This is a genomic window from Streptomyces sp. NBC_01426 (assembly GCF_036231985.1).
GTDB lineage: Bacteria > Actinomycetota > Actinomycetes > Streptomycetales > Streptomycetaceae > Streptomyces.
Map to the genome: position 1 here is coordinate 5,267,771 of NZ_CP109500.1, position 22,028 is coordinate 5,289,798.

Consider the following 22,028-nt stretch of genomic DNA (forward strand, 5'->3'; position numbering starts at 1 on the left):
AGAGGAAAGACGATCGAAGAGGTGTGGTCGGGAACCTGGGTCGCGGACCGGCTGGGCGTCAGCCTGGAACAGGGCGAGGACGGCGGAGCGGCGGGAGCGGCTGGAGCTGCGGGAGCGTCGGGTTCCGCGGGTTCTGAGGGCGGCTCTGCGGGTTCCGCGGGAGCGTCCGGGTCGTCCGGGGAACCGCCGCTGGAGGAGCTGCTCGGGCTCGCGCTGCGGCGCAACCCCAAGCGGGCCCATCTGCTGGTCTCCCGGGTCCTGGGCAAGCACGTGCCGCAGTCCCCGGCGGTCGTGCACGGCGCCGGGTTCGGCCTCGGGCAACGGGTGAGGGAACTCCTCGGTGACGACGCCGCCGCCGACGCGGTCGTCCTCGGGTACGCCGAGACCGCCACCGGGCTCGGCCACAGCGTCGCCGACGGCCTCGGGCTCGCCCCGTACCTGCACTCCACCCGCCGCCCCGTGCCCGGCGTGGCGCAGGCCGGCGGCTTCGAGGAGGCCCACTCGCACGCCACCTCGCACCTGCTGCTGCCCGAGGATCCGCGGCTGCTGGCCGGCAGCGGTCCGCTGGTCCTCGTCGACGACGAGTTCTCCACCGGCAACACGGTCCTGAACACCATCCGCGACCTGCACGCCCGCCACCCGCGCGGGCACTACGTCGTGGTCGCCCTCGTGGACATGCGCTCGGAGGCCGACCGCGGCCGGCTCGACGCGTTCGCCGCCGAGCTGGGAGCCCGGGTCGACCTCGTCGCCCTGGCCTCCGGGACCGTGCGACTTCCCGACGGGGTGCTGGCCAAGGGGCAGGCGCTGGTCGAGGAGCACGAGACGACCGAGGACGCCGCCGCTTCGGGCGTCGGCGGGTCCGCCGCCCCCGTCCGGCGGGTCGCACTGGACTGGCCCGCCGGGGTGCCCGACGGCGGCCGGCACGGTTTCACCCCCGCGCACCGCGCCCGGCTGGAGGCCGCCCTGCCCGCCCTCGCCGAGCGGCTCGCCGAGGCCCTGGACGAGGCCCCGGACGCGGATCGGGGCGCGGGCGCGGTTTCGGGCACGGATCGGGGCGCGGGCTCGGATCGGGACGCGGATCGGGGCTCGGGCTCGGGCTCGGAGTCGGAGTCGGAGTCGGGGCCGCGCTCGGCGCCCGTACGGGTCCTCGTCCTCGGCAACGAGGAGCTGATGTACGCGCCGCTGCGGCTCGCGCTGGCCCTGGAGGAGTCCTGGGCCACCCGTCCCGCGTCCGGCACCGGGGCCCCCCGCGAGGTCCGCTTCTCCACGACCACCCGCTCGCCCGTGCTCGCCGTCGACGACCCCGGCTACGCCATCCGCAGTCGCCTGGTCTTCCCGGCGCACGACGCCCCGGCCGACGGGCCGGGTGACCGCTACGCCTACAACGTCCTCGACACCGCGGGCGGTGGCTTCGACGCCGTCGTCGCCGTCGTCGACTCCCACGGCGACACCGCCGCCCTGCACGCCCCCGACGGGCTCCTGGCCCGGCTCGCCCCGCACACCGGGCGGGTCCTGCTGGCCGTCGTACCGTCGTACACCCCCGCCACCCCGTCCGAGCGGCAGGAGCCGATCATGACCGAGCCCCTGCGCGGGCCCGCCTTCTCCTCCTACGCGGCCGAGGACGTCGGCTGGCTGCTCCAGGACTTCTCCGACGTGGAACTGGAGGCCCCGACCGAGGAACGCGAGGAGGCCATCCAGGCGGGCGGCGCGCACTACGCCGAGTCCCTGCCCGTGGAGTACCAGCCGTCCCCCGCGTACCAGGAGCTGTACCAGAGCGCGCTGACCGCGTCCGCGGCCCGCATCGCCCGCGCCGTCGGCACCGTCACCGAAACCGTCCTCGCGGAGCGCTCCCCGTCCCCGGTCCTGGTCTCCCTGGCCCGCGCGGGCACCCCCGTCGGCGTCCTGATGCGCCGCTGGGCCCAGACCCGGCACGGCCTCGACCTGCCGCACTACGCCGTGTCCATCGTCCGCGGCCGCGGCATCGACGCCAACGCGCTGCGCTGGCTGGCCGCCCACCACGACCCCGCCGACATCGTCTTCGTCGACGGCTGGACGGGCAAGGGCGCCATCACGCGCGAACTCGCCGCCGCGCTGGCGGAGTTCGACGGCTTCAACCCGGAGATCGTGGTCCTCGCCGACCCCGGCTCCTGCGTGCCCACGTACGGCACCCGCGAGGACTTCCTCATACCCTCCGCCTGCCTCAACTCCACCGTCTCCGGCCTCATCTCCCGCACGGTGCTCCGCTCCGACCTGGTCGGGCCCACCGACTTCCACGGCGCGAAGTTCTACCGCGAACTCGCCGGAGCCGACGTCTCCGTCGACTTCGTCGACACCGTCGCCGCGCACTTCGACGCGGTGGCCGACTCCGTCGACGACGAGGTCAAGGAACTGCTCGCCGCCGACCGGACCCCTACCTGGGTGGGCTGGGCGGCCGTGGAACGCATCAGCGAGGAGTACGGCATCCACGACGTGAACCTGGTCAAGCCCGGCGTGGGCGAGACCACGCGGGTGCTCCTGCGCCGGGTTCCGTGGAAGATCCTGGCGCAGCGCGGCGCCGGGGCAGACCTCGACCACGTACGCCTGCTCGCGGAGCAGCGGGGGGTGCCGGTCGAGGAAGTCGACGGGCTGCCCTACACGTGCGTGGGTCTCATCCACCCTCGTTTCACGCGCGGCGCTACCGGCGCCGACGGAAAGGCTGTGTCCGCCAAGTGACCGTCCTCGTAGCCAGTGACCTCGACCGTACGCTCATCTACTCCACGGCCGCGCTCGCGCTGACCATGCCCGACCCGGTGGCCCCCCGGCTGCTGTGCGTGGAAGTGCACGAGCACAAGCCGCTGTCGTACATGACGGAGACGGCGGCGGGGCTGCTGACGGAGCTGTCCGCGGACCCGGGCGTCGTCTTCGTGCCGACCACGACGCGCACGCGCAAGCAGTACCAGCGGATCCGCTTCCCCGGCCGCCCGGCGAAGTACGCGATCTGCGCCAACGGCGGACAACTGCTCGTCGACGGGATCCCGGACCGGGACTGGCGCCGGGACGTCGCGACGCGGCTGGCCGAGGAGTGCGCCCCTTTGGACGAGGTCCACGCCCACCTGCTGGCCACCGCGGACCCGGCGTGGCTGCGCAAGGCGCGCATCGCCGAGGACCTGTTCGCGTACCTGGTCGTCGAGCGGGACCTGGTACCGCCGGAGTGGCTCAAGGCGCTGGCGGAGTGGGCCGACGCCCGCGGCTGGACGGTGTCCCTCCAGGGCCGCAAGATCTACGCGGTTCCGCGCCCGCTGACCAAGAGCGCGGCCATGCGGGAGGTGGCCCGGCGAACGGGCGCGACCACGACGCTGGCCGCCGGCGACTCGCTGCTGGACGCCGACCTGCTGCTCGCCGCGGACCGCGGGTGGCGACCGGGACACGGCGAACTCGCCGACGCCGGCTGGAACGCGCCGTCCGTCACCGCCCTGACCGTGGCGGGCGTCCTCGCCGGCGAGGAAATCGTCCGGGCTTTCGGGCGAGCGACCGGTACGGCGGGCCGCTGACTCGGCAGACTGGTGCCCATGACCAAGGGCAACAGCACCAAGATCACCGATGAGCTGTACCGCTACGTGCTCGCGCACAACCCCCCGCTGGACGCGGTCCAGCGGGGGCTCGTCGCGACCACCTACGAGAAGTTCCCGGACAGTGCCGGGATGCAGTCGGCCGAGGAACAGGGGCCGCTGCTGGCCTTCCTGGTCCGACTGACCGGCGCCCGACACATCGTCGAGGTGGGTACCTTCACCGGCTTCTCCTCCCTGTCGATGGCACAGGCGCTGCCGGCGGACGGCAAGCTGATCGCCTGCGACGTCTCGGAGGAGTGGACGGCGTACGGGCGCGAGGCCTGGGAGGCTGCGGGCGTCGCCGACCGGGTCGAGCTGCGGATCGGCAAGGCACTGGACACCCTGTCGGCCATGCCGAGGGAACCCCACATCGACATGGCCTACGTGGACGCCGACAAGGAGAGCCAGATCGCCTACTGGGAGGAACTCGTGCCGAGGCTGCGGCCCGGCGGGCTGATCGTCACCGACAACACGCTGTTCCACGGGTCCGTGCTCGACGCATCCGCCACGGGCTCGGCGGCGGGCGTCCGCGCGTTCAACGAACACGTACGGGCGGACACCCGGATGGAATCCGTGCTGCTGGCCATCTCGGACGGCCTGACACTGTCGCGCAAGGCCTGACGCTGTCGCGGAGGGCGTGACGTTGCTGCGCAGGGCGCGGCCTGAGCGGCGTACGGCTTTCGCGTAGGGCGGTCTGAGCGGCGTAGGGCTTTCGCGTAGGGCGGCCTGAGCGGCGTAGGGCTTTCGCCTGGGGCGGCGGTGTCAGCCGCAGCCACCTCCGCCGCAGCAGCCGCCTCCGCCTCCACCCGTGGGGGCGGGGGCGGGCGCGCCGCCCGAGGAGCCGCCGACGGCGACGGCGGAGAGCAGCTTCACGGTGTCGGCGTGCCCGGCGGGGCAGTCGGCGGGGGCGGACGACTCGGCCATCGGACGACTCACCTCGAAGGTGTCGTCGCAGGTCCGGCAGCGGTATTCGTAACGAGGCATGCGGACAGGCTACGCAGTGCGCGGGCCGTCCGGTATCCCACCACGGGCGTACGCGCCGCCGGTCTGCCCACTGGGTTGCCCACAGGCTTCCCCATCAGGGGGGCCATCCGCTTTCCCCACCGGGGCTATCCGCGGAATCCGCTCCTGGACCGCGCCCGCTCCTCGCGGGCCGCCTCCTCGGGGTGGCGCGCACGCCAGTACGGATTGTCGTGCGGCAACGCGCTGCCCACCCGCCCGTACATCCCGAACCACATCAGCATCACGCCGACCACGAAGCTGAACAGCACGTTCGGGATGTGGAAGGCCAGGAAGTTCATCCCGGTGTCCAACAGCGCGAGGTTCACGAACCCGCTCGCGATGAACAGCACGCCCAGCACGATGTTCAGCGTCGAGGCGAAGTTCCCGCCCACGACCATCCCGCCGATCAGCAGCAGCCCCACGAGGATCGACAGGACGCTCAACGCCCCGTTCGTGTTCAGCGTGAGAACCGTGTCGCCGCCCGTGTCGAAGAAACCGATCCGGTCGATCAACCCCAGGATCCCGAAGACGATCAACAGCACCCCGGTCAGACCCGCGCCCACCCGGTACACCTTGCTCAACCGGTGATCCACGGGAAGGTGCTCGTCCAGCCGGGTACGGACCGGCCGACGCACGCGCGGCCCCGTATGGGTGGTGGCCATGATCCGGCCTCCTCTGCCTCGGTTGCCCCGGACCGCCCGCCCGGAGACGGCAGCCGCAGGTACTACCCCCACCCACCAGCATCCGCCGCCGGGCCGCCCCCGACAACCTCGGCGCGTCGCGCATGCGCGTCGGGCATGGGGCGAGACGGCTCAGGGCGAGTGCTGCTCAGGGGCGACTGACCAGGGGCGGGTGATCAGGGGCGAGTGCCGCTCAAGGGAGAGTGCTCAGGGACGACCGATCAGGGGCGACCGATCAGGGGCGGCGGCTCATCCGTGGCCGCGCTGTTCCCGGATGTCGGCGACCACCCGGTTCACGGACGCACGCACCCCCTCCATCTCCTGAAGGAAATGCCAGTAGTCCGGATGCCGCCCCTCCAACCCCGCGAGCGCCCGGTCCATCCGCGCCACCGACTCGTCCAACGGCCCCGCGTGCCGCGGATCGGGCACACTGCGGCCCTCCATCGCCAGCCGCTGCGCGTCCCGGATCGCGAACCGCGTCCGCCGCACCTCGTCCTGCGGATCCCGCGCCACCGCCTCCAACACCGTCAACCGGTCCTGCGCAGCCGACACCGCCTCGTCGGTCACGTCCAACGAACCGCGCACCGCCTCGATCAACGCCGCCACGTCCGACCACCGCTGCTCGTCCCGCGCCCGGCCCGCCTCGACGAGCCGCTCCTCCGCCTGCGCGACCTCCCGCACCGCCTGGTCGGGCACGTGCTGGAGGTCCTGCCAACATGCCGCCGAGAACCGCCGCCGCAACTCGCTGAGCACCGGATCCACCCGGTCCGCCCGATTGCGCAACGCCTGCGCCCGGGTCCGCAGACTCACCAGCCGCCGATCGATCTCGGCCGCCCGCTCCGGCAACCGCGCCGCCTCGGCCCGTATCCCCTCCGCGTCCCGAAGGATCCGGTCCGCCCGCCGCACCGTCTCCTGCACCCCGTGCAGGGCGGCGCCCTGGTTCAACTTGGTCAGCTCCGGACCCAGCGCCGCCAACCGCGCCGCCAGATCGTCCGCCCGCATCCCCTTGCCGCGCACCTCGTCCAACGCGTTGCTCGCCGCCAGCAGCGCGGCCTTCGCCCGCTCCCGCGCCGGCGCCACCCGTGCCAACTGCGTCTCCGCCTTGTCCAACAGCGGCCGCAACCCCTGCTCGAACCGCTCCAGCTCACCCTTGACCCGGATCAGCTCGTCCCGGGCCCGCGTCAGCTCCTGCGTCGCCCTCGCCGCGACCGAGGCCTCCAGCTCGACCCGGTCCAGGTCGTGCGCGTCCACCGCCTCGATGTACACATGGCTGACCTCGTCGATCCGCCGCCCGAGCGCGGCGAACCCCTCCGTCGCCCGCAACGCGTCCGGCGAACCGTCCGCCGCCGCGATCGTCTCGATCGAGATCCGAAGATCCCGCTGCGCCGTGTCCAGGTCGTAGAACGCCGCCGCGGCGGCATCCTTCGCCGCCTGCGCGTCCGCCCGCCGACTCTCGTCCCGCCCGCCGAACCACCGCCGGGATGCCGTCGTCACAATCCCTCTCCCGTGCCGCGTCCGCCATGCCCCGCTCCATTCTCCCCCACGACAACGGGTTTGCGTGGGGGGTGCGCCCGCCATGTAGGCTGTCCACTCATCCACGGGTGCGTAGCTCAGGGGTAGAGCGCTGCTCTTACAAAGCAGATGTCGGCGGTTCGAAACCGTCCGCGCCCACCAGCAAAAAGGCCCCCCGCCGATCATGGCGGGGGGCCTTTTGCATCCGGTTTCGACGGCAACGGAAGCGGTCAAAGGCACAGTGGACGCTGCCGGTCTTGTGCGGTCGTGGTGGTGGTTGGGGTCTTGGTGATGGCCTTGACTGCGAGCGCTGTGGGGAGGGGGAGTTGGCCTTCTCGCGTGGTCGGAAGGCCGTCAGGTGGGGCGGTTTGTCGTCGGGCGGGGTGTGGGCCGTCTTGGCGGGGGGTTGGGGGCGTGGGATGGTCGGGGGATGGGGGAGTGGGTTGTTGCGGGGGTCGCGGTGTTGGTTGCCGGCGCGGGGTACGTCGTGGTGGCGCGGGCCGCGGGTGCGGCGTTCGAGCGGCGGCGGGACGCGGAGCGGGCGCGGTTGCTCGCGCTGACGCGGGCGGAGGCGGCGCCGGAGCCGGAGGTGGGTGATCCCAAGTACGGGGACACCGGGTGGCTCGCGCCGAGGACGGTCGGGCCCGCGCAATCGGGGGACCGGCACGACGACTTCACGCCCCTCCTCGTCGAGTACTACGCCTACGGGCTGACGCAGGCGCGGAGCAGCTTCGTGACCAGCCAGCGGTTCGCCGGCGTGGGGGCGATCATCCTGCTGCTGGGGGTGGCGCTGGCCGTGTGGAAGGCGGAGAGCAGTGGGGACCTGTACCTCGGCGTGGTGACCAGTTCGGTCGGGCTGGTCGTCACCCTCATCGGGCAGCTGTTCCATCGCCGGGCGGACGTCGCGCTCCGGCACATGGCCGACCAGACCGCTTCGCTACGGGACGACAGGCGGGCCGCCGAGTCGATGGCCCGGGCCGTCGAGCTGTTGGAGGAGGTCGCGGACCCCGAGCTGAGGGGGCGGCTGCAGGCCGGATTGATCATGAAGCTTTCCGGGGCCGAGCTGCCCCGGTAGCGGGATAGTGGAGACATGTGCCGTTCCATTAAGACCCTGCGCCCGCCCGTCCTCCCCGAGAAGGCCACCGAGGAGGAGATCCGCGCGGCAGCGCTCCAGTACGTGCGCAAGGTGTCCGGCTTCCGGGCGCCCGCCGCACACAATCAGGAGGTGTTCGCCGCGGCCGTCGACGCCGTCACCGACGCGACCCGGGACCTGCTGGACGGGCTCCAGGTCAGAGGAGCCCACGCCACTTCCTGAATCGGGTGGGCCTGAGCAGGGCGCGGGTCTGAGTCGGGTCCGGGCTGCGTCGGGCCCGGCCTGCGTCGGGAGTGGGGCGGGTCCCGCGGCGGGCGGGGCCTGCGGCCACTCCCGACGTTCAGGCGGTCTGCTCCATGCGGCGGCGGATCACCCACGCGCCGGCGCCGAGGGCGCCCGCGACGAGCACTCCGCCCAGGGCGATCTGGCCCGGGCTCATGGTGTCGATGCTGCCGCCCAGGCCGCCGCGGGCGGCGCCCGTGGCCACGTTCAGGGTGACGGTGACCCGCTCGCCGCCGCTGCCGCCGCACTCGTAGGTGACGGGGTGCGAGCCGGTGCGGGCGTTGCGGTAGACGGTCGCGCTGCCGAACAGGTTGGTGGCCTCCAGGTTGCCCGGTGTCAGCTGGACGTCGGGGAACGCGGGGGAGGTGGCCCTGCCGGTCTTGGTGCCGCAGCCCTGGACGTTCAGGCTGACCCGGCCGCCGGGAGCGACGGTGTACGGGGACAGGGTGGCGGTGGGGCGGGCGTAGGCCAGGGTGACGGGTGTGACGGCTGCGACTACGAGCGTCGCGGCCGCGCCTCTCATCAGGTGGTGCCGGATGCGGGTGGCGGGCATGGAGAGAACTCCTCGGGCTCCTCGAAACGGCGCGGCCAGGGCACGGGTGTGACGCGGATTCGGTCGCGCACCGTGCTGTGGACGCTAGAAGCCCCGACCGGAGGCGGCGATCGCTGTCGGGTGAACGGGTGACGCACCACCCCCACCCGGGCTAGCCGGCCACCGTACGGGCGCCCCCGGAATACGCCTGCAGATGCCCTTGATGCCTGCGGCTCCCGTGACACGTGCGACTCCCGTGACACGTGCGGGTGCCTGCGCGGCGTACGGGTGCTTGCGAGGCCCGTGATGCGTATGGATGCCCGCGACGCGTACGGGTGGTCTTGCCGTGCGGGACTCAGGTGGCCGCGGCGGGGCCCGATCCCGGGCGGCGCAGCAGGAACGCCGCCAGCGATCCCGCCGCGAACAGCGCGATCAACGACACCGCGGTACCCAGCCACGTCGTACCGAGCCACTGCGTGCCGAAGTAGCCGAGCGCCACGCTGTACCCCGCCCAGGTCATGCCCGCCAGGACCGACCAGGGCAGGAACTCCTTGACCTTGCGCTGGGTCTTGCCCGCGCCCAACGAGACCACCGACCGGCCGGCCGGGGCGAACCTGGCGATCACCACCAAGGCGCCGCCGCCACGCGCCAGCGCCACGCCCAGCCGCTCGTGGGCCCGGGTCAGCCGACGAGAACGGGCGATGGCCCGGTCCAACCGGGCACCCCCGCGCCGCGCCAACCGGAACGCGGCCATGTCACCCAGCACGGACGCCGACGTCGCGATCACCAGCAACGCCATGATGTCCGGCACCTGCTCGGGAACCGGCGTCGACGAACCCGCGGCTCCGGCCGCGGCCGCCGCGGCCGCTGCGGTGATCACCAACACCCCGCTGGGCAAGACCGGCAGGAACACGTCGAGCACCACCGACACCGCCACCACGGCGTAAATCCAGGGGCTGGTGGTCAGCGACCCCAGAGTCTCAATCACGTGGTACTCCCCAGTCCGAAGCGCCGCGTCGTCGCGGGGAGCGGCAGGGGCGGCTTGACAGCCAGACAGCGTACGCCCGGGAGTAACCCCCCGGATCCCCGGGGTGACGATACGACGACTCCCCGGGGTACGGCGTATGGCTTGTCGTGGACGGCTGGCTCGTCGCGGACCGCTGGCTCGTCGCGGACGGCGGCGGACGGCGGACGCGGACGCCGGCGCTCAGCTCATCGCGGTTCGGTGAGCTCGCGATCCAACACGGACGTCAGTCGAGCCTTCGACCCCCGCCCCCACCCCGTCCGCGCCTGATCCAGACGGAGGCGGGCCGTGCGACCCGCCAGCTCCAGCGTCATCAGCTGATTCCCGAACCAGGGACCGCCCGTACGCCGCCAACTCAGCGGCGGCCGACCCGTCCGCCCGTGCCGGGAGAAACCGCGCCCCAACCAGCGCCCCACCCGCGACCAACCCAGCCGGAAGCCCCACTTCACGGCCGTGTGGATGGAGTTGTGCACGGGCGAGCACGTCAACTGGAACACCCGCGCCGTACTCGGTATTCGAGGCTCGGCCACATACGCGTGGTGCACGTCGCCCGACAGCACGCACACCGTCGCCGGCGCCCGCGGGCCCGTCCCCACCTCCTCGATCAGATCACTCAGCGCCACGAAGGAATCGGGGAACGCCGCCCAGTGCTCCAGATCGCTGCGCCGCCGCAGATCCTCCCCGATCCGCGCCCACCGGGGCCCCCGCTCCCCACGGCACAGGGCGGCGTTCCACACTTCCGCGTCATGGATCAACGGCGGCATCAGCCACGGCAGCGAGGACCCGATCAGCAGATGGTCATAGCCGCCGTGCCCGTCGAGGGCGTTGTCCCGGAGCCACTCCTGCTCGGCCGGGTCGAGCATCGCCCGCCGGTCCTCGGCCAGCACCCGCGCGGCCCGCGTGTCCACCATCAGCAACCGCGAGCGGCCGAAGTCCCGCCGGTAACTCCAGCGGGCCGAGCCCGGATCGGCGTCGGCCGCGGCGGCGAAGGCGCGCAGTGCGTCCGTGCCGTCGGGGGAGGCCCGTACCGCCTCGTAGAGCGGATCCGCCTCCAACTCTGCGGGGGAGAGGTTGCCGAGGTGCTGATGCACCCAGTACGACATCAGCCCGCTCAGCACCCGCTCCGACCACCAGGGCGTCGCCCGCATCTCCGCCAGCCAGGCCGCGCTGGTGTTCCAGTCGTCGATGACGTCGTGGTCGTCGAAGACGTGCAGGCTCGACACCGTCGACAGCAACCAGCGGATCTCCGGGTCCAGCCAGGATTCGTAGTACAGCCGGGTGTACTCCTCGTAGTTCGCGACCTGCGCGCCCGGCGCCTCGCGCAGGTCCCGGCGGGCCGCCAGCCACCGCTTGGTCGCCCGCGAGAGATGGTCGGCGTACACCTGGTCGCCGAGCAGCAGCAGGACGTCCGGTCTGACCGCTTCCGGATCGGCCGCCAGCCGGGCCGCGAGGGTGTCCAGCGCGTCCGCGCCGTGCGGCCCGCGCCGGTCGGCGGGCGGCGCGGCCTGCCGGCACGACCCGAACGTCACCCGAAGCCCCGGAGCCGGCCGACCGGGCCCCGCCACGGCGGGCGCGGTGATGGTGCTGGGCGGGAAGCCGCTGTCGGGCAACGGCCACACCGGGGCCCCGGCGAGCCGGACCTCGTACTCGGTGCTGGTGCCCGGGGTCAGGCCGGTGACCGGGACCAACGCATAGTGGTGGCCCTCTATCTGGAAGGTGTGCGCACGGCCACCCGCCCCGTCCGCACACCGCACCTCGGCCGTGCACGGGCGGTCCGCCTCGACCCATATGGTCGCGGCACCGCCCGTGTCCCAGTCGACGTAACGCAGCAGCGGTCCCAGACGCAGTCCGGCCATGAGACTCCCCCTCCTTCATGTCCCCTTCGATCACGGTAAGGGGTGGAGGGGGAGCCTGGCCTCCCCCTGGCGGGGGAGAAAGATCGGCCCGCGCCCGGGGCCGGTGAGCCGGGGTCGGGTCGGTGGTGGGTCGGGGCCCGGTCCGGGGTGGGTCGGGATCCGGACCGGGATCCGGGCCGGTGGTGGGTCGGCCTCCGTCAGCAGCCGTTGAGCACGTTGGTCAGCGCGGTCTTCTCGCCGGAGTCCATCTTCAGGCCCCAGTACTGCTTCACCTGGACCCACATCCGGGTGTACGTACAGCGGTAGGCGGTGCGCGACGGCAGCCACTTGCCGGGGTCGAGGTCGCCCTTGGCCTGGTTGACGTTGTCGGTGACCGCGATGAGCTGCGGGCGGGTGAGGTCGTTGGCGAACTGCTGACGCTTCGACGTGGTCCAGGAGGAGGCGCCCGAACGCCAGGCCTCGGCGAGCGGGACCATGTGGTCGATGTCGATGTCGGACGCGGCGGTCCAGGTGGCGCCGTCGTACTCGGAGTACCAACTGCCGCTGACGGCGGCGCAGGCGGAGTCCTGTACGACGTTCACGCCGTCGCGCTTCAGGACCGTCTCGCGGGTGTTGCAGGTACCGGAGACGGTGCTCCAGTGCGGGAACAGGTCCCGGCTGTAGCCGCTGAGGGAACCTTCCGCCGCGGGCGTGACCGTGGCCAGGTACGAACGGGCGGCCGCGGCGCTGATGGGGGTGGGCGGGGAGGCCTGGGCGGCCGGCGCGCTGACGAGGGTGGTCAGGGCGGCGAGCGCGGAGGCCGATGCGAGCACGCCGATTCGACGCGCGTAGACGGAGGGTATGAGGGCCATGAGGGCTCCCTGGATGGGGGGGGTGGTGGCCGTGCGGCCCCGGTGGGGCGCGGCCATGGTTGCGGCGCCGGATGTCGTTCGGGTGGGCGCCAGGTGACAGGTTGCCGACATGGGCACGTCACATCAAGTCGTCCAACGGTCCCCAGATGTGCGGAAGTTGTGATTCCGAGCCGGGGAGTGTGGGCGATCCGGGGTCAACGTCGTAAACCGGGCGCGGGTGAAGTCGAGGCGCGCGTTGCCGAGTTCGTCGAGTTGCCGGGCTCGTCGAGTTCGTCGAGTCGCCGGGCTTGCCGTTCGTCCGGGGGCTGCCGTCTTTACGGGGCGCCCGGGTGGGTTGGGCGTCGGGGTGAGCGGGGCTGCGGGTGCGCGTCCGGGGTGTGGTGCGGTGTGCGGTGCAACGCTTTGGGGCCGGCGCTACGGGGGCGGGTGGGCCGGTACTTCGGGTCCGGTGCTTTGGGTGCGCTGCGTCGGGTGCGCTGCGTCGGGTCCGGTGCTTCGGGTTCGGCGTGTTGGCCCGTGCCCGGATGACGGCCGGAGGGGTGGGCGGTGCGGGCCGGCGGGGAGGCGCCGGCCGGCGAGGTGGTGCGGCGGGGCGGCGGGGTCGGGTGTGGGGCCTGCCGGAGGTGGAGCCGCGGGGGCGGGGTGCGCGGGGCGAGGCGGGTGCGCACGGGGCGGCGGCGGGCCTGTCGAATCCCTGTCGGGGCATACGAAAAGGCGCGTGGGCCGGCGGTCAACCGGGCCACGCGCCTTTTCGGCCTGTGGGTCAGACGGCGGGGGTGAGCGTGAGGTGGATGGTCCCGTCCGGGGTGGTGTGGACGCGGACCGACGTCAGGTCGGGCACGTGGGCCGTGGGGCCGTGCGCGGCGGCCCGGGAGCCTATGCCGATGACCCGCATCCCGGCGGCCTGGCCGGCGGCGATACCTGCGGCGGAGTCCTCGAAGACGATGCAGTCGGCCGGGTCCACGCCCAACTCGGCGGCGCCCTTGAGGAACCCCTCGGGGTCGGGCTTGCTGGCCCCGACCGACTCGGCCGTCACCCGCACGTCCGGCATGGGCAGCGCTGCGGCCGTCATCCGTGCCCGGGCCAGCGCGGCGTCGGCGGAGGTGACCAGTGCGTGCGGGAGGTCGGCGATCGCGGCCATGAACTCGGGCGCGCCGCCGACCGGGACCACGCCGTCGGTGTCGGCGGTCTCGCGGGCGAGCATCTCGACGTTCTCGGCGTGATTGAGCTCCATCGGGCGCTCGGGGAGAAGGATGGCCATCGTGGCGTAACCCTGACGCCCGTGGACCACCTTGAGGGCCTCGCGCGGGTCGAGCCCGTGGGACACGGCCCAGTCGCGCCAACAGCGTTCGACCACCGCGTCGGAGTTGACGATGGTGCCGTCCATGTCCAGGAGCAGGGCCTTGGCGGTGAGGACGGTCGGGGTCGAGGCGGTGGGGGTGCTGGCCGGCATCGGCGGGGCTCCAGACGGGGCGGGAAAAAGAACAAGTGGTTCCGCCCACCGGTCAGGGAGTGAAGGCGGAACCACTTTGTTCCCACACGATACAAAATCTGGGGCGGTCCGCGCCACCGGGTGTGCGGCGGAGAGGCCCTCCGGGGTGGGGGTGTGGTGCGCCGTGTGCGGCGTTACCGGTCAACTTGGCTGGTGGCGGGGTGAGTTGGGAATGCGGCTGCCGGCTCGACGGTGGGTGGCGGTGACGAACGGCACACGATCCGGGCCGCCGGCCGCCGGCCGCTGCCCGAGGGGTCACCGGGGAGGCGGGTCGGGTGGCGGGTCGGGCGGGCGGGGGCGTGCGGGCGGCGGATGCGGCGGGCCGGGCGCCGTTGCGCGGAGCGGCCCCGGCTGCGCCGGGCTTTTCGGGGCTCCGCCCCGGACCCCGCGCCTCAAACGCCGGCGAGGCTGATCGGCGGGGCCCGGCTAGCCCTCCAGGGCGCGGCGGGTGGCGGGGCCGTAGACGCCCCAGGGGTCACCTTGGATGTCGTTGTACCACTGGAACTCCGACACGGCGTTCTCCACGGACTTGCCGTACCTGCCGTCCATCCGGCCGCGGTACAGCCCTTGCCCCGACAGGAGTTGCTGGAGCTTCTTCACCTCCGAGCCGGAGTCTCCGTATGCCAGGGTCGGCCCCTGGACCGGGGGCGGTGGGGGCGACTGGGGCTTGGGGGTACGGCTCGGTGTCGGCGGAGGGGTCGAGGCGGGCGGGGCGGTGGAGCGGGACGGGCTCGGTGAGGCGGAGGACGACGCCGAACGCGATGCGCTCGCGCTCGGCGACGCGGAACGGGACGCGGACGGTGACGGCGAGGCCGACCGGGAGGCTTTCGGGCTGGGCGAGGCCTCCGGTGAACCGGGCGGAGCCAGGCTCGCCACGGGGCCCGACGGCTTCGCGTCCAGCAACGCGGTATCGGTCTTCCCGGGCTCCGAACCCCCCAGCGCCAGTGCGAGCGCCGTACCGCCCAGGGCCACCACGGTGCAGGCGCCGGCCAGGATGAGGGCGAGTCGCTTTCTCCTCCTCGGGTCCCCACCCCCACCCCCGCCCCCTCCACCGTCGCGTCCCGCGTGGGGACCCTCACCGAAGCCCGCGCCCGGCTCCATGGCAGCGCCCGCGCCGTACCCCGCGCCCGGGCCTGCGCTGTACCGCGTGTCCGGGCCCGCGCTGTACCCCGCGTCCCGGCTTACCGCGTAGCCCGCGCCCGCGCCCGTGCCGTACCCCGCGCCCGGCTCCATGGCATGGCTCGCGCCGTACCCCGCGCCGTACCCCGCGCCGTACCCCGCGTCCGGGGCTGCCGCGTAGCCCGGGCCCGTCGGGCGCCCCGGGGCGTATCCCGTGCCGGGGCCGTCGGTGGGTCGGGGCGGGGCGGCCGGGGTGGTGCCCGCAGGGGGGCCTTCCGGGGGCGGGGTGTCGGTGGTGGGCGGGACCGGGCGCAGGGGGACCGTGTGGTCCGACCAGGCCGGTGGCGACTGTGGCGGCACGGGTATGCCGTACGCCGGGGTGTCGTGCGCCGGCGCGGGCGCCGGCGGGACCGGGGGCAGCAGCTGCGTCGGGGCATCGTCGGGTGGGCCGAACGGGTGGCCGGCCGACGGGCGGGTCGGATCGGCCATCGCACCCAGCACCGGCTGCGGGCTCGCCGAAGCGGATCCCGACTGCCCGGGGTCGGACAGGGATACGTACGGGCGAATGCGCAGGGGGTTGAAACCCGCCCCCGGCGCGCACTCGCAGCCGACGCCCTCGGCGCCGCAATCTGGACAGCGCTCAGCGCTCACTGGAACCCTCCCTGGCCACTGCCTGCGATTATGCAGACCCGCCAGGCCCGGCCCAACCCTCCCGAGAGGCCATAACCGGACACACCGCTCAGGATGGAGATGTTGATCCGGCCTGAGGAGGAGTCGATGGCCCAGGATGTGACCGCATCGGCCGTGCAACCCGGCCCCGGCGGTGAGCGCGCCTCACGCGACGTACTCGTTTCCATCGGCGCACTGCTGCTGGGGCTGCTGATCGCCGCACTCGACCAGACCATCGTCTCCACGGCCCTGCCGACCATCGTCAGCGAGCTCGGCGGCATGGAGCACCTGTCCTGGGTCGTCACCGCCTACATGCTCGCCTCCACCGCCGCCACGCCGCTGTGGGGCAAGCTCGGTGACCAGTACGGGCGCAAGAGGCTGTTCCAGTACGCGATCGTGATCTTCCTGATCGGGTCCGCGCTGTGCGGGATCGCCCAGGACATGGCGCAGCTCATCGGCTTCCGAGCCCTCCAGGGCCTGGGTGGCGGCGGGCTGATGGTGCTGTCCATGGCGATCGTCGGGGACATCGTCCCGCCCCGTGAGCGCGGCAAGTACCAGGGTCTCTTCGGTGCCGTATTCGGTGCGACCAGTGTCCTGGGGCCGCTGCTGGGCGGCCTGTTCGTGGACCATCTGACCTGGCGCTGGGTCTTCTACATCAACATCCCCATCGGTCTCGTCGCACTCGCCGTCATCGCCGCCGCCCTGCACATCCCGGTGCGCTCCACGAAGCACACCATCGACTATCTCGGCACCTTCCTCATCGCCTCCGTCGCCACCTGTCTCGTCCTCGTCGCCTCCCTCGGCGGTACCACCTGGGCCTGGGGTTCGGCCCAGATCATCGGTCTGGCCGTGCTCGGCGCCGTTCTCCTGGTCGCCTTCGTGCTGGTCGAGCGGCGGGCCGCCGAACCCGTCCTGCCGCTGAAGCTGTTCGCGATCCGTACCTTCACCCTCTGCTCGGTGATCAGCTTCGTCATCGGCTTCGCGATGTTCGGCGCGATGGTCTACCTGCCGACCTTCCTCCAGATCGTCCGGGGCGTTTCGCCGACGATGTCCGGCGTCCACATGCTGCCGATGGTGCTCGGCCTGTTGATCTCCTCCACCGTCTCCGGGCAGATCGTCAGCCGCACCGGGCGCTGGAAGGTCTTCCCGATCGCCGGCACCGGCGTCACCGCCATCGGACTGCTGCTTCTGCACCAGCTGCACCGCACCAGCTCCGACTGGGAGATGGGGTTCTACTTCTTCGTCTTCGGAGCCGGTCTCGGTCTGGTCATGCAGGTCCTCGTCCTCGTCGTGCAGAACGCGGTCAGTTACGAGGACCTCGGAGTCGCCACCTCCGGTGCGACTTTCTTCCGCTCCATCGGCGCCTCCTTCGGCGTCGCCATCTTCGGCACGATCTTCACCAACCGGCTCGACGACCAGCTCTCCGCCGCGCTGGCCGGTGCGCAGCTGCCGCCCGGTGTGACCATCGCGCGGCTGGAGGCCGACCCGCGGGCCATCCAAACGCTCCCCGCCGACCTGCGCACCCGGGCGCTCGACGCCTACTCCACCTCCATCACCGACGTCTTCCTCTACGCCGTGCCCATGGTGGTCGTGGCCTTCGTGGTGGCCTGGTTCCTCAAGGAGGACAAGCTCCGCGCGTCCGTCACCGCACCCGATGTCACCGAGACCCTCGCCTCCAATCCCGTCGAGCGCTCGTCACACGACGAGGTCGCCCGCGCCCTGTCGGTGCTCGGGACCCGCGAAGGCCGCCGACACGTCTACGAGAAGATCACCGCGAAGGCGGGATACGACCTGCTGCCCGCGTCCAGCTGGATGCTGCTGCGGATCAAGAAGTACGGATCCACGGACCCGTCGGTGCTCGCCGACCGCACCGGCGTGCCGATCAAGGTGATCACGGACGCGGCCCGGCAGGTCGAGGGGCGCGGACTCGCGGTACGCGACGGGCTGTCTCTGGTCCTGACCGACCCGGGCCGCGAGAGCGCCGCCCGGCTGGCCGCCGCCCGGCAGGAGTCGCTCGCCGAGCTGCTCGGCGATTGGTGGGGCCCGGACCGGCCGACCGACCTGATCAAGCTGGTCGAGCAACTGAACGCGGAACTGTGCGGGTCAGACTCCGAGGAGCCCTACGACACCCTGCCCCGCCGGGACCACGCCGCCCCCTGAACCGGCGCCCGGACCGCGCGGACGGGCCCGGACCGGAGCGTGCGGCCCCGCGCGTCCCTACACCAGGGGCTTCTCGAACCAGTGCTCCGCGTAGGGGCCGGAGCTGTACGCGGGTATCTCCGCGTATCCGTGCCGTGCGTACAGGGCCCGGGCCTCCACCAGGTCGGACCGGGTGTCCAGGCGCACGCGCGCGGCGCCCAGCGCTCGGCCCGCGTCCTCCAGGGCGGTGAGCAGGGCCGCCCCGCCGCCGGTGCCGCGGGCACGCCGGTCGACATACACCCGCGTGAGCTCGGCGGTGACGGGGTCCAGCAGGCGTATGCCGCCGCAGGCCAAGGGCCGGCCGTCGAGTCTGCCGACGACGAACTCGCCCGTGGGTGGCCGGAGCCCGTCGTCCGGGAAGTCGAGCAGGCCCTGGTCGATCTCCGCCTCGGTGACGGAGCGCTTCCAGTACCGCCCGGCGACCTCCGCGTAGTACGCGCGGCGCAGGGCCGTCCCCTCGGGCGTGGTGAACGGTTCCGGGGCGACCTTCCAGGTGCCCGTGGTGGTGATGGCGTCGTTGTCGCTGTTCATGGCGTCATTGTGCGAGAGGGGAGGGGAGGTCCGCGTTGGAATATCCACAGGGCCGGGCCGATGATAGGGAAAAGGACAAACCGTGCACATGGAGGGCGTGAACCGTCATGTCGGAGCATCCTGACTGTGCCCTGATCCGCCGCGGCTACGAGGCCTTCGGCAAGGGCGACCTGGAGGCGTTGGGCGCGATGATGACGGCCGACGTCATCCACCACATGCCCGGCCACAACCCGTTGTCGGGGCACCACAAGGGCCGGGAAACCGTCCTGGGCCTCTACCGCCGCCTCGCGGAGGAGACGAACGGGACGCTCCGGCTCCACCTGGAGTCGGTCCTGGCGGACGGCCGCGGCCACGTCATGAGCTTCCACACCGCGTGCGGCGACCGGGGCGACCGGGGGATCGAGATCCGGGAAGGGCTGTTCTTCACGATCGCCGGGCACAAGATCACCGACATCGACGGCTGCACCGAGGACATCGACGAGGCCGACGCGTTCTGGTCCGCCCGATCCGACCTCCCGAGCTGACCTGATCCCGCAGCCCTGACCCGACCTGACCTGACCCGAACTGGTCCGACCTGGTCCGGCCTGAGCTGACCTGACCCGACCTGGTCCGGCCTGACGTGGCCTGAGCCGACCCGACCCGCCGACCCGACCGCCAGGAACACCACCCCAACCGCCGGAAGCCCGCGCCGCGTGGCGAAGGCCCGGCCCGCGCCGCGTGGCGAAGGCCCGGGCCGCGCGCCGGAAGGCCCGGGGCCGCGCGCCCCCGGGCCTTCCCACGCGCTCGCTCAGCCCTGCTTCGGCGCCGCCTGCTGGACGACCTCGAACGACCACACCGAGGACCCGGACGCCGCCGGCTTCGGCCGCTCGCCGCCACCCGCGCCCGCGCCGCCGCCCTGGTGGGCCGCCTTCATCGGGCCTTCCATCCACGCCTGGAAGTCCTCCTCGGAACGCCACCGCGTGTACACGAGGTACTGGTCGGTGCCCTCCACGGGGCGCAGCAGCTCGAACCATTCGAAGCCGTCCGAACCCTCCACGGCGCCGGCCCGCGAGGCGAAGCGCTGTTCCAGCACCTCCCGCTGCTCGGCGGGGACGGTCAGTGCGTTGATCTTCACGATGCTCATGGTCGCCATCCTAGGGATCCGTGAGAGATATCGTCCTTCGGGTAATCAAGTGGTGCGTGAGGCGCGGCAGCCTGGCGAAGTCGAGGTTGCGGCCGACAGGGCGGGAGGCCGGCGAGACGTGGCTAACGCGGCAGAGCACAGCGGTGGTAACGGTCATGTCGGGGTCATAGGCGATCGCGACAGACCGGGAGCCCTGCACCTCCTGCTGTGGGCGCTGGCGGGCGCGCTCGCGGTCAGACAGGCCGTCGCCGTGTTGCGGGTGCCGCCGGCGCGATGGCTCGACGGCTTCCATCTCCCGGGCAGTGCGCCGGGCTCGCTCTACGAGAGCGGATCCGGCCGGTTCACCGGTACTCCTTTCGCGGGGTTGGTCCTGAAGCCGCTGGCCGGTCTCGCGGCGCCCTCCCTGGAAGTGGCCTGGACCTGCGTCACCCTGCTGTTCGTCGCCGCGATCGGGCTGGTCGCCGCGCGCGGTCTGCCCGATCCGGTGCCGCGGCGTGCCGCGTTGCCGGCCGCGCCCGTGCTGGTGGCGCTGATGATGGTGTCGCTGCCGGTCCGGGAGGCCGCGTCGCCGGGTCAGACCGCCGTCCTGCCCGTGCTGTTGGTGTTGCTCGCCGTCTTCCGGGTGCCCGGCGAACGCCCCGCCGGTTTCCTCGTCGGTCTCGCGGCCGCGCTGCAACCCGGACTGCTGCTGTTCGCGCCGCTGTTGTGGCTGACCGGGCGCCGCCCCACCGCCAAGGCCGCCGCCGTGACGTTCGCGGGCGCGACCGCTCTGTCCTGGGCCTCGCTGCCGCGCGACTCGTGGACGTACTGGGTCGAGCACCTCGCCGGCACCGGTCTCGGGCGCGCCCCCGACGGCCTCGCCAACCAGTCCGTGCACGGCGCGCTGCTCCGCCTGGGGTTGAGCGGGCCCGCCGAGATCGCCCTGTACGCGGCGCTCGCGGGCGCGATCCTGTGGATCGGGCTGCGCCGCGCGGTCCGTTACGCCCGCGACGGCCAACTCCTGCTCGCCGTCGCCGTCACCGGCTGCGTGGCCGTCGCCGTGGCCCCGGAGGGCTGGCGCCACCAACTGCTGTGGGTGCTGCTCGCCGTCGCCGGCAAGGTGGGCAGGCGGGCCGCCGACCGCACCGTCTGGCCGGTCGCCGTCGTGCTCGCCGTGATCCTGCCGAGCACCGTGCTGCTGCCGAACCTGGGCGCGTTGGCCGTCGTACGGGACAACGTGCTGCTGCTGGCCGCCCTCGCGGCGGCGTGCGCGGTGCCGTTCCTGTCGCGTTCCTCGCCGTACTGGCGCGAGCCCGTGCCCACCGCGTACGGCCGGCCCGCCGCCGCACGCCGGTCCCGGGTGCCGCTGCTGCCGTTCTGGCGGCGCGTGCTGTCCCGCCCGAACCTGCTGCTGGAACTGCTGTTGATACGGGTCGGCTACTCGATCTACTCGCACATCCGGGCCGCCGCCACCGCCGGCCGCGACCTCGCGGAGGCCAACGGCAGCCGGATCCACGGCATCGAGAAGGCGCTCGGCATCGACATCGAGCACGCCGTCAACCACGCGGTGGTGAACACGCCCTGGCTGGAGGCGTTCTTCGACTTCTACTACACGTCCTTCCACTTCGTCGTCCCCATGGGGATCCTGGCGGTCCTGTACTGGCGCCGCCCCGCCGACTACCGGTGGGCGCGCGCCTCGCTGGGGCTGGCCACGGTCCTCGCGCTCGTCGGGTTCTGGCTGTACCCGCTCGCACCGCCGCGCCTGATGCCCGACCTCGGGTTCATCGACACCGTGCACGGGGTGCAGGACCTCGCGAACCCGCAGTACGGGGCGATGACCGCGATCTCCAACCAGTACGCGGCGATGCCCTCGCTGCACTTCGGCTGGTCGCTGTGGTGCGGGATCGTGATCGTCGTCCTCGCCCCGAAGGGGTGGCAGAAGCTGCTGGGCGCCCTGCACCCGCTGATCACGGTGTGCGCGATCGTGGCCACCGCGAACCACTGGGTGCTCGACGCGGTCGGCGGAGCGCTCGTCGTCGGCGCCGGGTTCGGGCTGGTCCACGTACTCTCCGGGCCGCGCGGCGCGCAGGCCGGGCCCGACGCCGGGTGGGCGTTGCCGCGGCCCCGCACCCCCGAGCAGGAGGCCGGTACCCGCACGGCGGGGGAGCGCACCACCGCCTGACGGCGGGTCCGGTGGGAGCGCGGAGGCCCGCGGACCCCACCGGGGCCGGTCGGGCGGGAGCGCGACCGAAGGGGTGCCGGAGCGGTCTCGACCCCGCTCCGGCACCCCTTCGGTGGATCGCCGCGTCCGTCCAGGATCCGCCCGGTACGGCGCTCCCGCCACTCGACGGCCCCTCACGGCACCGGACGTACCGGGGCGAACCCGATAACGCGGCGAGGTGCGGCGGCGGCCGTCGCGGGCCCGCAAGGATCCGGAAGAGGCGCACTAGGCCCTGTCGTCAAAGTTTCGCCTGGCCCGCGGCGCCCGGTACCGCAC

19 protein-coding genes and 1 tRNA gene are annotated in these 22,028 nt (G+C 72.8%); 9 read left to right on the plus strand and 11 right to left on the minus strand.

Annotated features, from left to right (window positions below; all coding sequences use genetic code 11):
- Positions 1 to 189: 189 nt before the first annotated feature.
- The 3 genes from OG906_RS23380 to OG906_RS23390 are packed head-to-tail and all read left to right on the plus strand — an operon-like array spanning position 190 to position 4,208.
- On the plus strand, positions 190 to 2,712 hold the full coding sequence (locus OG906_RS23380) for a phosphoribosyltransferase (RefSeq protein ID WP_329448107.1): 2,523 nt from the start codon (positions 190 to 192) through the stop codon (positions 2,710 to 2,712).
- Positions 2,709 to 3,530, plus strand: a complete 822-nt coding sequence (locus OG906_RS23385) for an HAD family hydrolase (protein WP_267826319.1) — start codon at positions 2,709 to 2,711, stop codon at positions 3,528 to 3,530. The genes OG906_RS23380 and OG906_RS23385 overlap by 4 nt, the downstream gene beginning before the upstream one ends.
- A gap of 18 nt (positions 3,531 to 3,548) precedes the next feature.
- Positions 3,549 to 4,208 (plus strand): O-methyltransferase, encoded by a 660-nt coding sequence (locus OG906_RS23390; protein WP_267797876.1) that lies wholly within the window; start codon positions 3,549 to 3,551, stop codon positions 4,206 to 4,208.
- Between the two features lie 141 nt (positions 4,209 to 4,349).
- Here the strand turns inward: OG906_RS23390 and OG906_RS23395 are convergent, their stop codons facing one another.
- The 3 genes from OG906_RS23395 to OG906_RS23405 all read right to left on the minus strand — a co-directional run bounded on the left by OG906_RS23395 (position 4,350) and on the right by OG906_RS23405 (position 6,763).
- On the minus strand, positions 4,350 to 4,571 hold the full coding sequence (locus tag OG906_RS23395; RefSeq protein WP_329445497.1) for an FmdB family zinc ribbon protein: 222 nt from the start codon (positions 4,569 to 4,571) through the stop codon (positions 4,350 to 4,352).
- Between the two features lie 125 nt (positions 4,572 to 4,696).
- A complete protein-coding gene (locus OG906_RS23400) occupies positions 4,697 to 5,251 on the minus strand; it encodes a DUF4383 domain-containing protein (protein WP_267797874.1) in 555 nt (184 codons plus the stop codon).
- 267 nt (positions 5,252 to 5,518) lie between these two features.
- A complete protein-coding gene (locus OG906_RS23405) occupies positions 5,519 to 6,763 on the minus strand; it encodes a hypothetical protein (RefSeq protein ID WP_329445499.1) in 1,245 nt (414 codons plus the stop codon).
- Positions 6,764 to 6,868: 105 nt separating this feature from the next.
- Between OG906_RS23405 and OG906_RS23410 the strand changes: the two genes are divergently transcribed.
- The 3 genes from OG906_RS23410 (at position 6,869) to OG906_RS23420 (ending at position 8,096) form a co-directional block, all read left to right on the plus strand.
- Positions 6,869 to 6,943 (plus strand) — tRNA-Val (locus tag OG906_RS23410).
- Between the two features lie 268 nt (positions 6,944 to 7,211).
- Complete coding sequence (locus OG906_RS23415; RefSeq protein WP_329445501.1) at positions 7,212 to 7,856, plus strand: TRADD-N-associated membrane domain-containing protein; 645 nt, start codon at positions 7,212 to 7,214, stop codon at positions 7,854 to 7,856.
- Between the two features lie 15 nt (positions 7,857 to 7,871).
- Positions 7,872 to 8,096 carry a DUF2277 domain-containing protein gene (locus tag OG906_RS23420; protein ID WP_329445503.1) on the plus strand — a complete coding sequence of 75 codons (225 nt, stop codon included), beginning with the start codon at positions 7,872 to 7,874 and terminating at the stop codon, positions 8,094 to 8,096.
- Positions 8,097 to 8,214: 118 nt separating this feature from the next.
- Here OG906_RS23420 and OG906_RS23425 read toward each other — a convergent pair whose 3' ends face one another.
- From OG906_RS23425 to OG906_RS23450, 6 genes are all read right to left on the minus strand, one after another.
- On the minus strand, positions 8,215 to 8,709 hold the full coding sequence (locus OG906_RS23425; protein ID WP_267802199.1) for a hypothetical protein: 495 nt from the start codon (positions 8,707 to 8,709) through the stop codon (positions 8,215 to 8,217).
- A 334-nt stretch (positions 8,710 to 9,043) separates the two neighbouring features.
- Complete coding sequence (locus OG906_RS23430; protein WP_267802200.1) at positions 9,044 to 9,676, minus strand: DedA family protein; 633 nt, start codon at positions 9,674 to 9,676, stop codon at positions 9,044 to 9,046.
- A 224-nt stretch (positions 9,677 to 9,900) separates the two neighbouring features.
- The gene (locus OG906_RS23435) at positions 9,901 to 11,568 is read right to left on the minus strand and encodes an alkaline phosphatase D family protein (RefSeq protein WP_329445506.1); all 1,668 of its coding nucleotides are present in this window, start codon (positions 11,566 to 11,568) and stop codon (positions 9,901 to 9,903) included.
- 197 nt (positions 11,569 to 11,765) lie between these two features.
- Positions 11,766 to 12,410, minus strand: a complete 645-nt coding sequence (locus OG906_RS23440) for an HNH endonuclease family protein (protein ID WP_267802216.1) — start codon at positions 12,408 to 12,410, stop codon at positions 11,766 to 11,768.
- A 772-nt stretch (positions 12,411 to 13,182) separates the two neighbouring features.
- Positions 13,183 to 13,872, minus strand: a complete 690-nt coding sequence (locus OG906_RS23445) for an HAD-IA family hydrolase (RefSeq protein ID WP_267826569.1) — start codon at positions 13,870 to 13,872, stop codon at positions 13,183 to 13,185.
- A gap of 465 nt (positions 13,873 to 14,337) precedes the next feature.
- Positions 14,338 to 15,681: a peptidoglycan-binding domain-containing protein gene (locus OG906_RS23450; protein ID WP_329445509.1), complete on the minus strand. Its 1,344-nt coding sequence runs from the start codon at positions 15,679 to 15,681 to the stop codon at positions 14,338 to 14,340.
- Positions 15,682 to 15,807: 126 nt separating this feature from the next.
- Between OG906_RS23450 and OG906_RS23455 the strand changes: the two genes are divergently transcribed.
- Complete coding sequence (locus OG906_RS23455; protein ID WP_443067408.1) at positions 15,808 to 17,859, plus strand: DHA2 family efflux MFS transporter permease subunit; 2,052 nt, start codon at positions 15,808 to 15,810, stop codon at positions 17,857 to 17,859.
- A 57-nt stretch (positions 17,860 to 17,916) separates the two neighbouring features.
- Here the strand turns inward: OG906_RS23455 and OG906_RS23460 are convergent, their stop codons facing one another.
- Positions 17,917 to 18,429, minus strand: a complete 513-nt coding sequence (locus tag OG906_RS23460) for a GNAT family N-acetyltransferase (RefSeq protein WP_329445511.1) — start codon at positions 18,427 to 18,429, stop codon at positions 17,917 to 17,919.
- Between the two features lie 107 nt (positions 18,430 to 18,536).
- On the opposite strand from OG906_RS23460, the gene OG906_RS23465 reads away from it, so the two are divergent.
- Positions 18,537 to 18,953 carry a nuclear transport factor 2 family protein gene (locus OG906_RS23465; RefSeq protein WP_329445513.1) on the plus strand — a complete coding sequence of 139 codons (417 nt, stop codon included), beginning with the start codon at positions 18,537 to 18,539 and terminating at the stop codon, positions 18,951 to 18,953.
- A 263-nt stretch (positions 18,954 to 19,216) separates the two neighbouring features.
- Here OG906_RS23465 and OG906_RS23470 read toward each other — a convergent pair whose 3' ends face one another.
- Positions 19,217 to 19,552, minus strand: coding sequence for an antibiotic biosynthesis monooxygenase family protein (locus OG906_RS23470; protein WP_329445515.1), 336 nt, complete (start codon positions 19,550 to 19,552; stop codon positions 19,217 to 19,219).
- A gap of 118 nt (positions 19,553 to 19,670) precedes the next feature.
- Here OG906_RS23470 and OG906_RS23475 point away from each other — a divergent pair, with 118 nt between their 5' ends.
- Complete coding sequence (locus tag OG906_RS23475) at positions 19,671 to 21,713, plus strand: bifunctional glycosyltransferase 87/phosphatase PAP2 family protein (protein WP_443067409.1); 2,043 nt, start codon at positions 19,671 to 19,673, stop codon at positions 21,711 to 21,713.
- Positions 21,714 to 22,028: the final 315 nt, after the last annotated feature.